At 71.0% G+C, this 15,500-nt stretch carries 11 protein-coding genes; 5 read left to right on the forward strand and 6 right to left on the reverse strand.

Translation table 11 applies throughout. The features are described from left to right. Positions 1-392: 392 nt before the first annotated feature. The 3 genes from AB0877_RS03425 (at position 393) to AB0877_RS03435 (ending at position 7,680) form a co-directional block, all read left to right on the forward strand. Complete coding sequence (locus AB0877_RS03425; protein ID WP_366606263.1) at positions 393-4,424, forward strand: discoidin domain-containing protein; 4,032 nt, start codon at positions 393-395, stop codon at positions 4,422-4,424. A 125-nt stretch (positions 4,425-4,549) separates the two neighbouring features. Next, positions 4,550-5,737, forward strand: coding sequence for an MFS transporter (locus AB0877_RS03430; RefSeq protein ID WP_366606265.1), 1,188 nt, complete (start codon positions 4,550-4,552; stop codon positions 5,735-5,737). A gap of 152 nt (positions 5,738-5,889) precedes the next feature. Next, complete coding sequence (locus tag AB0877_RS03435; protein WP_366606266.1) at positions 5,890-7,680, forward strand: gamma-glutamyltransferase family protein; 1,791 nt, start codon at positions 5,890-5,892, stop codon at positions 7,678-7,680. Between the two features lie 23 nt (positions 7,681-7,703). Here the strand turns inward: AB0877_RS03435 and AB0877_RS03440 are convergent, their stop codons facing one another. The 5 genes from AB0877_RS03440 to AB0877_RS03460 form a co-directional block, all read right to left on the reverse strand. Beyond that, positions 7,704-8,384: a GntR family transcriptional regulator gene (locus AB0877_RS03440; RefSeq protein WP_366606268.1), complete on the reverse strand. Its 681-nt coding sequence runs from the start codon at positions 8,382-8,384 to the stop codon at positions 7,704-7,706. 83 nt (positions 8,385-8,467) lie between these two features. Then, positions 8,468-9,094, reverse strand: a complete 627-nt coding sequence (locus AB0877_RS03445) for a response regulator transcription factor (RefSeq protein WP_366606270.1) — start codon at positions 9,092-9,094, stop codon at positions 8,468-8,470. Further along, positions 9,091-10,341, reverse strand: a complete 1,251-nt coding sequence (locus AB0877_RS03450) for a histidine kinase (protein WP_366606271.1) — start codon at positions 10,339-10,341, stop codon at positions 9,091-9,093. The genes AB0877_RS03445 and AB0877_RS03450 overlap by 4 nt, the downstream gene beginning before the upstream one ends. A gap of 4 nt (positions 10,342-10,345) precedes the next feature. Further along, on the reverse strand, positions 10,346-10,798 hold the full coding sequence (locus tag AB0877_RS03455) for an ABA4-like family protein (protein WP_366606272.1): 453 nt from the start codon (positions 10,796-10,798) through the stop codon (positions 10,346-10,348). Further along, on the reverse strand, positions 10,795-11,721 hold the full coding sequence (locus AB0877_RS03460) for a hypothetical protein (RefSeq protein WP_366606274.1): 927 nt from the start codon (positions 11,719-11,721) through the stop codon (positions 10,795-10,797). The genes AB0877_RS03455 and AB0877_RS03460 overlap by 4 nt, the downstream gene beginning before the upstream one ends. Positions 11,722-11,888: 167 nt before the next feature. Here AB0877_RS03460 and AB0877_RS03465 point away from each other — a divergent pair, with 167 nt between their 5' ends. After that, entirely contained in the window at positions 11,889-12,638 is a 750-nt protein-coding gene (locus tag AB0877_RS03465; protein ID WP_366606276.1) for a glyoxalase, read from the forward strand. Positions 12,639-12,887: 249 nt separating this feature from the next. After that, positions 12,888-14,060 (forward strand): beta-propeller fold lactonase family protein, encoded by a 1,173-nt coding sequence (locus AB0877_RS03470; RefSeq protein WP_366606277.1) that lies wholly within the window; start codon positions 12,888-12,890, stop codon positions 14,058-14,060. A 162-nt stretch (positions 14,061-14,222) separates the two neighbouring features. Here the strand turns inward: AB0877_RS03470 and AB0877_RS03475 are convergent, their stop codons facing one another. Then, positions 14,223-15,491: an MFS transporter gene (locus tag AB0877_RS03475; protein WP_366606279.1), complete on the reverse strand. Its 1,269-nt coding sequence runs from the start codon at positions 15,489-15,491 to the stop codon at positions 14,223-14,225. Between the last annotated feature and the right edge of the window lie 9 nt (positions 15,492-15,500).

Below are 15,500 nucleotides of genomic sequence, written 5' to 3' on the forward strand. Positions count from 1 at the left end.
CGCGCCGTACGGCCTGACGGGTCTGCTGGGGTGGAGAGGTGTTGGTCGGAGCCTTTGGAGCTGAATCGTTTACGGCATCAGCTCCAAAGGCAGCGAGCCAGTCCATACCACCCCGCACCGCCGCTCCGAGTCGGTGAGTTCGTGGTCGACGTTGACGCGACCGGGACGCGACGCCGTTCCGGGTCGTCAGCATGATGGCGATGCCTGGCCGATTCCGATCACCAGGAGGATCGGCAGCCGTCTGTCGATGTCCGAAGTGGAACCGCTGCGGAACGTGTTCGGGGAATCACGATCGACTCGGACCCTTGACTCCGGGGAAACATCGGGCCACCATCTGACAACGTTGTCAAAGACCCCCGCTATCTGACAACGTTGTCATGTCTGGAGGCAAGATGTCCGAGCCATCGCCGATTTCCCGGCGTACCTTCCTCTCCGCCGGCGCGACGCTGCTGGCGTCGGTCGGGGTGACCGCGGTCCTCCCGAACGCCCCCGCGTTCGCCGCCGCCGTGCCGCCGCCGAGCGCCACCCCCACCGACCTGGCCCGGTACCGCCCGGTGACGGTCTCCTCGACCGACTACGCGCCGACGCCGGCCACCTTCGCGGTGGACGGCCTGCCGCAGGTCGGCGTCCGGGGGAGTGGATGGCGCGCGGCCAACGGCGATCCACAGTGGATCTCGGTGGACCTCCAGGCGCTGTGCCGGATCGAGGCCGTCTCCCTGGTCTTCGAGGCCACGCTCGACGACGGGCCGTTCGACGGCAACTACACCGACACCGACGGTGACGAGATCCTCTCCAGCGCTGCGACCGCGTACCGGATCGAGGTCTCCACCGACGGCCACGCCTGGCGGTCGGTGTACGAGACCACCGAGGGTCGGGGCGGCGCGCAGACCATCAAGCTGCCCGAGCCGGTCACCGCGAGGTGGATCCGGATGACCGCCACGAAGCGCTCGAACAGCAACCCGGTGGGGCTCAACGGCTTCCAGGTCTACGGCGTACCGCTGTCCGGCCGGCCGAAGGTCGAGGGCTGGACCAGTTGGGAGGGCGGCAACACCGGCCCAATCCCCGAGCTGACGGTCGCCGCCGACGGCACGGTGCCGCTGGAGTCGGGCTGGTCGTTGACGATGGACGACTTCGCCGGCACCGCCGACGGCGCCGAGCTCTCCCGCGCCGGCGTCGACGTCCGGTCCTGGCTGCCAGCGACGGTGCCCGGCACCGTGCTGGGCACCCTGGTCGAGCAGGGCCACCTGCCCGACCCGGTGAGCGGCTTCAACAACATGCGCATCCCGGAGGCGCTGTCCCGGCACACGTGGTGGTACCGGCGCGCGCTGCGGCTGCCGCGCGACCTGGACACCTCGGCCGGCCGACGGATCTGGCTGGAGTTCGACGGGATCAACCACGAGGCGACCGCCTGGGTCAACGGCGTGCAGGTCGGCAGCGTCAAGCACCCGTTCGCGCGGGCCGCCTTCGACATCACCGACGCGTTGGCCGGTCACCGTGGCGAGCACGTGCTCGCCGTCCGGGTCACCCCGATGCCGCATCCGGGCACCCCCGGCGACAAGGGGCCCGACGGTCGTACCTTCCTCCAGTCGGCCCACCACTACCTTGACGCGCCGACCTACCTGGCGGTGTCCGGGTGGGACTGGATGCCGGCCGTGCGCGACCGGGTCACCGGCCTCTGGGACCACGTCCGGCTGCGCAGCACCGGCGCGGTGGTCATCGGTGACCCGCACGTGCAGACCACGCTGCCGGACCTCCCGAAGACCGACAGCGCCGAGGTCACCATCCGGGTGCCGGTCCGCAACGCGGCGGCCAGCGCCACCACCGTCACCGTCCGCGCCGAGTTCGACAAGGTACGCGTCGAGTCCACGGTGACCGTCCCCGCCGGCGGGAGCACCACAGTCACCTTCGCGCCGGAGCGCTTCCGCGCGCTGCGGCTGCGCAACCCCCGACTCTGGTGGCCCAACGGCTACGGCGACCCCCACCTGTACGACCTCACGCTCACCGCCACCGTCAAGCGCTCGGTCAGCGACCGGCGTGCGCTCCGCTTCGGTGTCCGCGAGTTCGCCTACGACTGGCACCAGCCGATTGTCATCTCGCCGCCCGGCAAGCCCGCACTGGAGTTCGTCGACGGCGCGGCGACCCAGACGGTCACCTTCGACCGGCAGCACGCCCAGCACGTGCGCATCCAGGCCGGCCAGCGTGCCACCGGTTGGGGCATCTCGATGTTCTCGCTGTCGGTGGCCGACGGCACCGGCCCGGATCTCGCCCTCCGTCGCGACGCCACCGCGTCGTCCTCGGAGAACGACGGCAACGGCCCCGGCAAGGCCGTCGACGGCGACCCGGCGACCCGCTGGGCCTCGCAGGCCGAGGACGATCAGTGGATCCAGGTCGACCTCGGCGCGGCGGTCGACTTCGACCGGGTCACCATCGTGTGGGAGCAGGCGTACGCGCTGGACTACCGGGTGCAGGTCTCCGCCGACGGGGACGCCTGGAGCGACGTGACGTCGGTCAGCAACGACACCCCGCTGGGCAGCCGCGCCACCCAGGTCGAGACGTTCGCCACCCAGACCGCGCAGCACCTGCGCATCCAGACCGGCGCGCGGGTCACCTCGTGGGGCGTGTCCATGTGGGCGCTCTCGGTGCAGCGGCAGGCCGAGCCGGACGTCGACCTGGCCCTGCGCCGGACCGCCACCGCCTCGTCGTCCGACGGCGACTCGAACGGCCCCGACCGGGCCGTCGACGGCAACCCCCGTACCCGCTGGTCGTCGCAGTTCGAGGACAACCAGTGGATCCAGGTCGACCTTGGCGCTCCGGTCAGCTTCGACCAGGTCACCATCGTCTGGGAGCAGGCGTACGCCCGCGACTTCGTCATCCAGGTCTCCGACGACGGGCAGCGCTGGAGAGACGTCAAGGCGGTCAGCAACAAGATCACCGAGCTGAAGATCACGGTCAACGGCGTGCCGGTGTTCGCCCGAGGCGGCAACTGGGGCTGGGATGAGCTGCTGCGGCGGGTGCTGCCCGACCGGCTGGCCGACACGGTCGAGATGCACCGCGACATGAACTTCACGATGATCCGCAACTGGCTCGGCAGCAGCAACCGTGAGGAGTTGTACCAGGCCTGCGACGAGCAGGGCATCCTGGTGTGGAACGACTTCTGGCAGGCCGGGGCCTTCCTGCCCAACCCGCCCGGCTACGTCGACATCGCCGCCGACACCATCCGCCGGTTCCGCCACCACCCGAGCATCGTGGTCTGGTGCGGCGCGAACGAGGGAGACCCGCCGCCGATCGTCGACGCCGGGCTCAAGCAGGCCGTCGCCACCGAGCACCCCGAGATCCTCTACATTCCCAACTCCGCCAGCGGCATCGTGAGCGGGCGCGGGCCGTACGGCTGGGTCGACCCGACGACCTACACCGACAAGAAGATCTACGAGGCGGACTCGTTCGGCTTCCACACCGAGATCGGTATGCCGGTGGTGTCGGTGGTCGAGAGCATGCGCAACCTCGTCGGGGACGCGCCGGAGTGGCCGATCGGCGAGGTGTGGAACTACCACGACTGGTCGACCATCGGTAACCAGCGGGTCGGCACGTACCAGGCGGCGATCGACGCGCGGCTCGGTGAGTCCGCCTCGCTCGACGAGTTCGCCGCCCGGGCGCAGTTCGTCAACTACGAGAGCCACCGCGCCATGTTCGAGGCGTGGAACGCCAACCTGTGGCAGGACGCCACGGGTCTGCTGCTGTGGATGTCGCACCCGGCGTGGCACAGCACGGTCTGGCAGACCTACGACTACGACCTCGACGTGAACGGCGCGTACTACGGGGCCCGCAAGGGGTGCGAGCCGGTGCACGTCCAGGCCGACCCGGGCACCTGGCAGGTCCGGGTGGTCAACCACACCGCCGCGCTGCTGAGCGGGGTCACGGTGAGCGCCCGACGCTACGACCTCAGCGGCCGTGTGTTGGGTTCGACTCAACGTCAGCGGGTGGACGTGGCCCGCTCGGCGACCACGGCGGCCTTCGCGCTCGCCGCGCCCGAGGCCGGCGGGCTGCACCTGGTGCGACTGGAGCTGCGGGACAGCCGGGACCGGCTGCTGGCGGAGAACACCTACTGGCGCTACGACAAGGCCGAGCAGGTGCGGGCGCTCAACGACCTGCCGAGCACCCGCCTGTCGACGTCGTCGAGCACCGTACGCGTCGTGGACGGGCGCAACACCGTCACCACGATGGTCCGCAACCAGGGCCGTACCGTCGCCGCCCTGGTGCGGCTCGCCGTGCGCGACAAGAGCGGTGAGCGGGTCCTGCCGGCCCGCTACGACGACAACTACTTCTGGCTCCTGCCGGGGGAGAGTCGTGAGGTGCAGATCTCCTGGCCGGCCCGCGCGGGCCTCGCCCGCCAGGTCACGGTGACCGCGCAGGCGTACAACTCCTAGGAGTACGCGGTGGGAAGCGGAGCCGTGCGGCTCCGCTTCCCACCGCGCCCGTGCGCCGCCACCTGATGTGGGCGTTTAGGTCCGTTACCGCACCTCGGCTCAAAACCGAGATCCATGCTGAGCGGGTGAGACGGTCCGGTTCCACGTCCGGCGCGGTACGGGTCGCGTTCGCGTTCTGGATCACGCTCGTGGGCACCACGGTGCCGACGCCGCTCTACCCGCTCTACGAGATGGAGTTCGGCTTCTCGTCGTTGACAGTGACGGTGGTCTACGCGCTGTACGCGCTCGGAGTCGTGGTCGGGCTGCTGGTCTTCGGTCGGCTCTCCGACCAGATCGGCCGACGCCCGGTCATCCTCATCGCGTTGCTGCTCTCGGTCGCCGCCGACGCCGTCTTCCTCGCCGCCGTGGACCTGGCGATGATCATCGTGGGTCGGATCCTCGCCGGGCTGTCCGCCGCGCTGATCATCGGCACGGCGACAGCGGCGTTGGCTGAGCTGATCGACCCGCGGCACCCGAAGCGTGCCGCCACCGTGGCGATCTTCGCGAACCTGGGTGGCCTGGCCACCGGCACCCTGCTGTCCGGGATCGTGTCGGACGTGGCGCCCGAACCACTCCGGCTGCCCTGGGTGATCGTGCTGCTCCTGGCGTTGGTCGCGATCATCGCGCTGCGCGGGGTGCCGGAGACGGTCCGGGAACGTTCGCCGGTGACCCTGCGGGTGCAGCGGTTGCACGTGCCGGCGACCATCCGCGGTGCCTTCGTCCGCTCGGCGATCACCGCTGGCGCGGGCTTCGCCGCCCTCGGGGTGCTCACGTCGGTGAGCGGGCTGTTCCTCGGCATGGTCCTGCACGAGACCTCACACACCCTGGCCGCGCTGGTGGTCTTCGTGGCGTTCACCGGTGCGGCGTTCGGCCAACTGCTGACCCGCGTGCTGTCCTCGCGTGCGGCACTGGCCAGCGCCTGCGCCGGCCTGGTGGTGGGGGCGGGCCTGCTGGCGTTCAGCATGTGGATGGCGTTGCTGGCGACGCTGCTCGTCAGCGCGGCGATCATCGGGGTCGCGTCCGGGGTGGCGGTTGGCGACGGCATTGCGACGATCACGATGAAGACCGAACCGCGGCACCGGGCCGAGGCGGTGTCGACCTTCTTCGCCATCCTGTTCGCCATGCTCGGTGTGCCGGCGGTCGGGGTCGGTCTGCTGATCCAGACGATCGGTCTACGCCCGGCCGGCGAGCTCTTCAGCGCGGTGGTGGCGGTGCTCGCGCTGGTCGTCCTGCTCAGCCTGGTCAGGGGCGGCCGGACCCGGCCCGCGAGCTGATCGCCCGCCGGTCTGTTCCGGGTGCCAGGGGCGCCTCGTCGGCCATTCACGCAGCTCTTGCGGCGGTCATCGTATACAACATACGCTCGATCGAGACGTCCGGGTGGCGACCAGCCGGCAGGTCGTACCGCAGATCCCAGTGAGGTGCTGTCATGACGTTCACCACCCGACCCACGTTGCAGGGCACCTTCGGCATGGTGTCCTCCACCCACTGGCTCGCCAGCCAGTCGGCGATGGGCATCCTGGAACGCGGGGGCAACGCCTTCGACGCGGCGGTCACCGCCGGGTTCGTCCTGCACGTGGTCGAGCCGCACCTGAACGGGCCGGGCGGCGAAGTGCCGGCCATCGTGGCCACCGCACGCGACCCCCGACCGACGGTGCTGTGTGGGCAGGGGCCGGCCCCGGCCGGTGCCACCATCGCGCACTTCCGGTCCCTCGGAATGGACCTCATCCCGGGCGCCGGGCCGCTCGCGGCGGCCGTACCCGGCGCGGTGGACGCCTGGCTCCTGCTGCTGCGCGAGCACGGCACGCTCACCCTCGCCGAGGTGCTGGAGCCGGCGATCGGCTACGCCCGCGCCGGGCACCCGCTGGTGGGCCGGGTCGGTGACACGGTGGCCGCCGTCCGGTCGTTGTTCGAGGAACACTGGCCCACCTCCGCCGCGCTCTGGCTGCGCGGCGGCCGACCGCCCGCCGCCGGTGAGCTGGTCACCAACCCGGCGTACGCGGACACCCTGCGCCGACTCGTCGAGGCGGGACGGGCGGCCGGTGCCGACCGGGAGGCCCAGATCGAGGCCGCGCGCCGGGCCTGGAGCACGGGTTTCGTCGCCGAGGCGATCGACGTGTTCAGTCGGCGACCGTTCCAGGACTCCAGCGGACGCCCGCACGCCGGGCTGGTCACCGGCGACGACCTGGCCGCCTACTCGGCGAGCTGGGAGCCGCCCGCCACCCTCGACTGGCAGGGCTACCAGGTGGCGAAGACCGGTTTCTGGGGCCAGGGCCCGGTGCTGCTGGAGTCGCTGGCCACCCTGGACGCGCTCGACGACCCGGGCGCGTACGACCCGGCGACCGCCGCGGGTGTGCACGCCCAGGTCGAGGCGCTCAAGCTCGCCTTCGCCGACCGGGAGGCCTGGTACGGCGACGGGGCCGACGTGCCCGCCAAGGCGCTGCTCTCGCCGCGGTACGCGCGGGAGCGGGCCGCCCTGATCGGCGATCGCGCGTCGGTGGAGGTGCGGCCGGGTCGCCCGGACGGGGCGCAGCCGCGCCTGCCCGCCCACGTCCGACCCGGTGCCGCTCGACCTGCCGGGACGACCGATGCCACCACGGGAGAGCCGACAGTGCGGTCAGACGGGGTGACCCGCGGCGACACCTGTCACGTGGACGTGGTCGACCGGTGGGGCAACATGATCTCCGCTACCCCCAGTGGTGGCTGGTTGCAGAGTTCCCCGACGATTCCGGAGCTGGGCTTTCCGCTGGGCAGCAGGTTGCAGATGTTCTGGCTGGAGGAGGGGCTCGCCTCGTCGCTGGCGCCGGGCCGCCGCCCGCGTACGACGTTGAGCCCGACGATGGTGCACCGCGACGGCGAGCCGGTGCTGGCCTGCGGCACCCCCGGTGGGGACCAGCAGGACCAGTGGCAGTTGCCGTTCCTGTTGCGGCACCTCGTGGGTGGGCAGAGCCTTCAGGAGGCCATCGACGCGCCGGCGTGGCACACCGTCAGCCTGCCCGGCTCGTTCTATCCCCGCGACATGGAGCCCGGTGTCCTGGTGGTGGAGGACCGGCTCGACGAGGGTGTGCTGGCGGCGCTGCGGGCGTACGGGCACGAGGTGCGGGTCACCGACGGTTGGAGCCTCGGTCGGCTCTGCGCGGTGACCCGTGACCCGGCGACGGGTGTGCTGGCGGCCGGTGCGAACCCGCGGGGGATGCAGGGCTACGCGTGCGGCCGGTAGCGGGTGGCGCAGCCGCGTGCCCGTCAGCGCAGGCCGTAGCCGCCTTCGGCGTTCTCGTACGCGGCGGCGGATGCCGCTTCGAGGTGGTCGAGGGCGGCCCGCTCGGCGCGGTCACCGTCGCCCGACTCGATGGCGTCGACGAGTTGGATGTGCTCGGCCCACGAGTGTGGCGCGCGTTCGGCCGCCCCGAGCCGGAAGACCCACTGGACATGGAGGTAGAGCGACCTGGCGATCGACGACAGCCAGGGGTTTCCGCTGATCTGGAGGATGCGCAGGTGCAGCGTGCTGTTCAGCTCGGCGACCCGGGCCAGGTCGCGGCGTTGGGTCGCCTCGCGGCCCTGGTCGAGCAGGGCGCGCAGGGACGCCACGTCGGCCGCGGTGGCCCGCTCGGCGGCCAGCCGGGCGGCGAGCGCCTCCAGCCGCTCGCGCACGGCGAACATGTCGGTGATGGTCCCGCTGCTCGGTGAGGCGACGACGGCTCCCCGGCGGGGGAGGATCACGACGAATCCCTCCGCCTCGGCGACGCGCAGCGCCTCCCGTACGGGGTTGCGGGAGACGCCGAAGTCCTCGGCGAGCCGGTCCTCGGTCAGCCGTTCCCCGGGCAGGTAGTCGCCGTCGATGATGGCGGTCCGCAGGGCGGCGAGGACCTGGTCGCGGAGCGGCAGGTGTTGCGCGCCGAGCTTGTCCCGTAGGTCTTCAGCCACCCGGTCGCCTCTCCGTGAAGTGTCCGGGCAAAGTGTATACGAAGAACAATTACTGGAAGCTCGCCGCGCGCAGCCCGTGGACGTCAGACCCCGCGCGCGAACAGGGCCAGGCGTACCCGGTTGGGGCTGTCGGTCTTGGTCATCAGGCTGGTGATGTGGGTCTTGACCGTGGTGACACCGATGTGGAGCTGGTCGGCGATCTCGGTGTTGGACAGGCCCTCGGCGACCAGGTCGAGCACGTCCCGTTCCCGGGCGGTCAGGCCCGGCAGAGCCGGTGGTGACCCCGGGCGGGCGTGCACCGCGCGCTGCACGAGGCGGCGCAGCACGTCAGGGCTGAACGGGCTGTCACCGACCGAGGCGCGGCGGATGCCGTCCAGCAACTCGGTCGGGGGCGCATCCTTGAGCAGGAACCCGCACGCTCCGGCGGTCAGCGCGGGGTAGAGGTGGTCGTCGTCGCCGAACGTGGTCAGCACCAGGACGCGGGTGGCGGGGCGTTCGGCGAGGATCCGGCTGGTCGCGGTGATCCCGTCGACGCCGGGCATCCGCAGGTCCATCACGACGACGTCGGGGAGGAGCCGCCCGGCCAGCGGGATCGCCTCGCGGCCGTTGTCGGCCTCCCCGACGATCTCGATGTCGGGCTGGGCGTCGCAGAGCATGCGCAGCCCGGCCCGGATGAGGTGCTGGTCGTCGACCAGCAGCACCCGGATCACGCCGGCTCCGGCGTGGGCGACCCGGCCGGGGCCTCCCGCTCGCGGGGCACCGACCCGATGGGCGCGTCGGCGGATGCGGCGGCCACTGCCGGCAGGACGGTACGCACTCGCCACCCGGTGCCGGTCCGGCCCGCCTCCAGCCGGCCACCGAGGACCTCGACACGCTCGCGCATCCCGGTGATGCCGTGCCCGCCACCGGCCGGCACGCCCGCCGGGCCTCCACCGCGCCCGTTGTCGGTGACCTCCCAGTGCACGGAGCCGTCCCGGACGGCGACCACGAGATGCGCGAGCGCTGAGGCCCCCGCGTGTTTGGCCACGTTCGTCAGCGCCTCCTGGGTCAGTCGCAGCACCGCCATGCCGCGCACCGCGTCGAGTGAACCGATCGCCGGGTCCAGATCGGCCTCCACGATGACACCCGCCTGTCGGGCCCGATCCATGGACGCGCCGATCGCCGCCGGCAGCGCGGACGGGTCGATCGCGGTCAGCGCCGCGTCACCGCGTACCCCGTCGGGGTTGCGGAGCACCGCGACCAGCCGGCGCAGCTCAGCGAGGGCCGAGGTGCCGGTGCCGTGCACGTCGTCGAAGACCTCGCCCACCCGGGGGTCCAGGTCGGTGAGCACGTGCCGGGCCACGCCGACCCGCAGGACCATCGACGCCACGTGGTGCGCCACGACGTCGTGCAGCTCGCGGGCGATGGCGCTGCGTTCGTCGGCGCGAGCCGCGCGGCTCTCCGACTCGCGCTGGCGTTGCTCGGCCAGGGCCCGCTCCACGGCCTGCCGGCCCAACTCGCGGTTGGTGCGGATGACCAGTCCGAGCAGAACCGGCACGCCGACCTCCACGGCGAGCCCCACGACGCCGGAGGCGAACCGGCGCGGTGGGTCGCCGATCGAGTCGGTCAGGTCGACCACCACCAGCAACGCGGTGGCCAGCCAGATGGCTCGGGGGCCGCGCGCCCGCATGGTCATCTCGAGCAACGCCCAACTGGCGCCGACCTGGTTGATGGTGAAGTCGTCGATCAGGTTGATGGCGACCGCCAGCAGGGCGGCCTGCGCCACCATGTTCACCACCGGTCGGCGGTGCGCCGCCAGCGCCACCGCGAACGCCGGCACCGCGAGGACCCACTGTGTCGTCGTGGGCGTGCTGGTGGAGTGCGGGACGACGAGCAGGTAGCACAACCCGGTGAGGTCGAGCAGCACCATCCGCACGAGGCTGTCCCGCAGGTCGAACAGTCGCCCCAGCCAGCTCACGAGGTCAGCCTAGGCGCTGTGCGCCGGTGGCGGCGGCTGCGGGCCGCCGCCACCGGGCCCGGACCGCGAGGTACGCGGCCAGGCCGAGCGGCCCGAGCAGGATGGTCAGCACCAGCACCGGAGCCATCACCAGCGCCGGCACCCCCCGTTCCCGGCTGTCCAACCACGCCCACCGCCCGACGAACAGATCGAACGCGATCATGTGCGCCCAGCCCGCCGCCGCACCGTCGGAGGTGCCGAGCAGGTCCCGCACCCCGGCCAGGGTCGGCGACGCCACCGCCGGCAGCACCTCGCCGAACGCTGGCAGCACCAGCAGCGCGTAGATCACCACGACCGGCAGCACGATCAGCGGCGAGCCGACGATCCGGGCCGTCCACGACCAGCGCGGCAGCAGGATCATCAGCGCCCAGAACGGCGCGGCCACCGCGAAGGTCAGGGAGAACAGCGCCGCCGTCATGCCGCCAGCGCCAGTTCCGGTCGGCGACCGCCCGCCAGCACGAGCCCGGCGGCGGTCGCGGTCGCGACCACCAGGGCGGCGACCGCGACGAGGGTGAGACCGTCCGGCCGCAGCAGCGGCTGCCCGCGCAGCGCCTGCCAGGTCAACAACACAGTGAGTACGCCGTACGCCGCGCCCGCCACGACCAGCAACCGGACGCGGGTGCGCTCGTCCAATCGCGTCGCGAAGCGGCTCAGCAGGATCGCCAGGATCGGCACCGCCTGGAGGGCGTGCAGCCCGACGAAGTGCCCGATCCGCAGGTCACCGCCGGTGGTGCTCCAGCCGACAACCGGCAGACCCGCCCCACCATCGACCACACCGACGCTGTGCGCCCCGGAGATGCCGTCGATCCCCGGCTCCTGCATGGGCAGCACCATCGGCACCGCCGCGAGCATGCCCAGCAGTGACAGGCCGAGCCCCCACCCGACGGCGGTCGCGGCGGCCCGGTCCGGGATCCGCCGGATCAGCAGCACGATGCCGATGACGAGGTGCGCGAAGAACAGCACCATGATCGCTGCGGCCATCGTCGCGAACAGCGCCGTGTTCAGGGGGGCGCTGTCGTTGAAGTGGCTGGCCTGCCCGCGTACCACCTGGCCGACGATCACCACCATCTCCACCACCGCCATCGCGACGATCACTGTAGCGGCCCACTCGGCGGCTCGGCTGCGCCGCGGCAACAGGGTGAGCATCCACGCGAGAGTCGCGCCGTACAGCACGAAGGACACCGCGAACTTGAACGGCTTGAGCCAGATCGGCGCGCCGACCAGAACGCGCGAGTCGACGAAGACGCCGACCGCGCAGGCGACGGCGAGCACCGCCATCACGTACACGAAGAACATCAGTGGGCGGTGCCAGCGTGCCGCCCGGCGCAGGTCGATACTCATGTCTGTAGATGCTGGTCGGCGTGCCCGCCGGTCGCGTCCGACCGGGAGCCCCGGTTGCGGCCGCCGGTCTGAGCGGGCCCTCCTCCCCGGGTAGGAGACGAAACCCGCCGAGGCCCGCCGTCGGTGCTGACACAATTGCCGGCCTGGCGACCGGATCGGGAGTGACCATGACGACCACCATGGACCGTGTCCAACCGAACGAGACCACGGTGCCGCTGCTGCACTGTCCAGCCCCGCAGGAGACCCTGGCGTTCTGGCGGGCGCTCGGGTTCGAGGTGACCTACGAGCAGTTGAGGCCGTACGTGTACCTGGCGTTTCGGTGGAGCGGCTTCGATCTGCACTACGGGCCGGCACCGAAGGATCTCGACCCAGCGAAGGAGCAGTCCGGCGGCTGCCTGGTGATGGTGGACGCGGTCGCGGCGTACCATGCGGCGTTCGCCGAGGCGATGCGCCGCAGCTACGGCAAGGTGCTGGTCAAGGGCCTGCCTCGGATGACCCGCTACCGTGCCGGGGCGTCGCGGTTCAGCATCGTCGACCCGTCGGGCAACTCCATCGTCTTCATCCAGCGCGACGAACCGAAGGACGTGGAGTACGGCGGGTCGAAGGAACTCGACGGGCTGGCCCGGGTGCTCGACAACGCCCGGATCCTGCGCGAGTTCAAGATGGACGACCGGGCGGCCTACCGGGCGCTCGACTCGGGGATGCGCCGTCGCGCCGAAGACTCCCCGGTGGTCGAGCAGGCGATGGCGCTGGCCGGCCTCATCGAGTTGGCCACGGCGTTGGACAAGGCCGACCGGGTGCCCGAGTGGGGCGCCCGACTCCAGGCGCTGTCGCTGCCCCCCGAGCAGCGGCCGCAGGTGGCGCAGTACGTGGCCGACCCCACCCTCCTCGAACCGTGGTGGCCCGACCATCTCTGACAGTGCGCCCAGGCGAACGACGAAGACCCGTCTCGGCCTTCCGGGACCCATCACCGTCGGTTCGTGGACCGAGCGCTTGGTGCGCTGCGGCGCAACAGCGCCACCTTCGCCCGTTCGTCTGGTCATTTCTTTTTTTGGCATGAAATTACCCCTTTAGGGTAACGACGACCAAGCCACCTACCTGCTCCGATACCTTTCGAAGGAGAGGAAAACTCGTATTCCTCCCTTCGGGTGCATAAGGAGTCAGTGATGAAGCGCAGTGTCGCGCTCGCGGCAGCCCTCCTCGCAGGTCTGACCAGCATCGGATCGATCCCCGGGGCAGCCTTCGCCGATAGCGGTGGCCCTGGGTACCACGACGACCGCAAGGGGGGTGATCACCACTACGGCGACGAGGGCGCTGTCTTCGTCCAGACCAACAAGGCCGAGGGCAACACCATCAAGGTGTACGACCGCGACGAGGACGGGCGTCTCACCAAGGCGGGCGAGTACGAGACCGGCGGGCTGGGCGGCTTCACCATCGGCGCGCCGCTCGACGCGTTGGCCTCGCAGGGCTCCCTGACCTACTACCGCGGCTACCTGTTCGCGGTGAACGCCGGCAGCAACACCGTGACGGTCTTCCGGGTCGATGGCACCAAGCTGCACAAGCTCCAGGTCATCTGGTCCGGCGGTCTGCTGCCGGTCAGCGTCGCGGCCCGTGGCGACCTCGTCTACGTGCTCAACGCCGGCGGCGAGGGCTCGGTGCAGGGCTTCGAGCTGGACAAGGGGCGGCTGTCGCGGATCGAGGACGCCAACCGGTCGCTCGGGCTGCACAACGGCAACCCGCCCGCGTTCGCGTCCGCCCCGGCGCAGGTCAAGATCGACCCGGACGGCGAGTTCGTCCTGGTGTCCGCCAAGAACGCCAACGTGATGTTCAGCTACGAGATCGGCCGCCACGGCGACCTGGCCCGTAACCCCGTCATCAGCGACGCGGGAAACACGCCGTTCGGCTTCACCTTCGACAGCAGGGACTCGGTGCTGGTCACCGAGTCGGGAGCGAACGCGGTGAGCCGGTTCGAACTGGAGGACGACGGCTCGATCGATCAGGTCGGGCCGTCGGTGCCCAACGGCCAGCAGGCGCCGTGCTGGATCCAGCGCGTCGGCGACTACTTCTTCGTCGCCAACGCCGGCAGCTCCACCATCAGCTCCTACCGGGTCGACGACGACGGCAAGCTCGAACTGGTCAAGAACGTCGCCGCCGACACCAACGGCGGGTCGATCGACATGACCACCAGCGACGGCTTCCTGTACGTGCAGAACGCCACCGCGGGCAACGTGCAGGGCTACAAGGTGCACGAGGACGGATCGCTGAACCTCGTCACCACTGTGGAGGGTCTGCCGAAGTTCGCCGACGGCATCGGCATGGAGGGCATCGCCGCCTCCTGAGCGCACCACCCGCTGGTCCCGGTCGTTCGTAGACCGGGACCAGCTCTCGCCGTGTCACGAGGCCGAGGCCACTCGCGCGGCTTTCCCAGGTCCGGACCGAGCAGCCGGCGTCGGCTCGGTCGACCTCCGCCCGGCTGAGTCCCGGCCGCCCGGTCCCTGGTTCTAGATGACCTCCGCTGAGTCCGGGCGCGTTCGCTCGCCCCATCGGACGACCGCCGGGGCGGCGAGCCCCACCGCTACGAAGATGCCGCCCATCAGCAGCCAGCCGGGGGCACCCCAGGCGATGCAGAGCAGGCCCAGGATGGAAGGGGCGGCGACGTTGGCCAGGCCGGTGCCAAGGCCGGAGATTCCCATGTACTGCCCCTGCGCATGCGCAGGGGCGAGCCGGAACTGCAACTCGAGTGAGCCCGCCGCGTGCCACAGCTCGCCGACGGTGTGCGAGGCGACCCCCAGCGTGATCACTGTGACGGCGACCCATCCGGGCATCACCGACGTGGCGGCGATCAGGGCCATCCCGATCAGAAACGCCAACCCGGAGCGGCGCATCGCCCGACCTGCCGCTGAGCTCGAGTCGACTCCCCGGCTCACTCTGACCTGCAGCGTCGCCACGAGCGCGGTGTTGACCAGCACGGCCACTCCGACGAACCAGCGTGGCGCATCGGTCCGCGAGATGATCCACACCGGCAGCGCGAAGACCAGTACCTGGCCCTGTATTCCCAGGATGGCGTCGAGCACGGTGACTGCCAGAAAGGGCTTGTCCCTCAGTGCGATCCAGCGCCCGGTCAGCTGTGGCACTGGTACGGGCGGCAGCGAGGGCAGCCGAGTGATGATGGCGGCGCATGCCAGGAAGCTGACCGCGTTGCCGACGACCAGGGCCAGGTAGGCCGTGCGGGTGTCCAGTTGCACTGCGGCGCCGGCGGCGAGGGCGCCGCAACATCCCGCAAGGTTGGCGACCGACCGCAGATAGGCCCGATACTGGCCAAGGTTGGTGCCGCCGAAGCCACGGACCAGTGGACCGCGAGACGCGCCGCCGGCTGAGTGCGCGAGCTGGGTCAGGCAGACCAGGATGACGAACGGCCAGAACGTGTGCACGAAGGCCAAAGCGGCCATGGCGGCGGCTCGGATGAGCAGGGTCAGCAGATAGATCTCGCGTGGGCCTCGACGATCGGCGAGATGCCCCACCGGAACCCCGGCGAGCATCCCGACGAGCGCTGCGATGCCCATCCCCACGGCGACCTGAGCAAGGGGAAGCCCGACGGATCGCGTGAAGAAGAGCACGGCGGTGGCCATGAAAATGCCACTTCCGAGCATGTTGACGAAGGTCGCGAAGGCCAGGACGCGCCGAGGGCCGTGATCGGGGATGAGTCCTCGGGCAACGAGCCACGAGATGTCGCGCGGAGGGATGGGAACGGGCGTTGTCGCTGCCTGCACAGTGACGGG

This window comes from Micromonospora sp. NPDC047644 (assembly GCF_040704315.1).
Lineage (GTDB): Bacteria > Actinomycetota > Actinomycetes > Mycobacteriales > Micromonosporaceae > Micromonospora.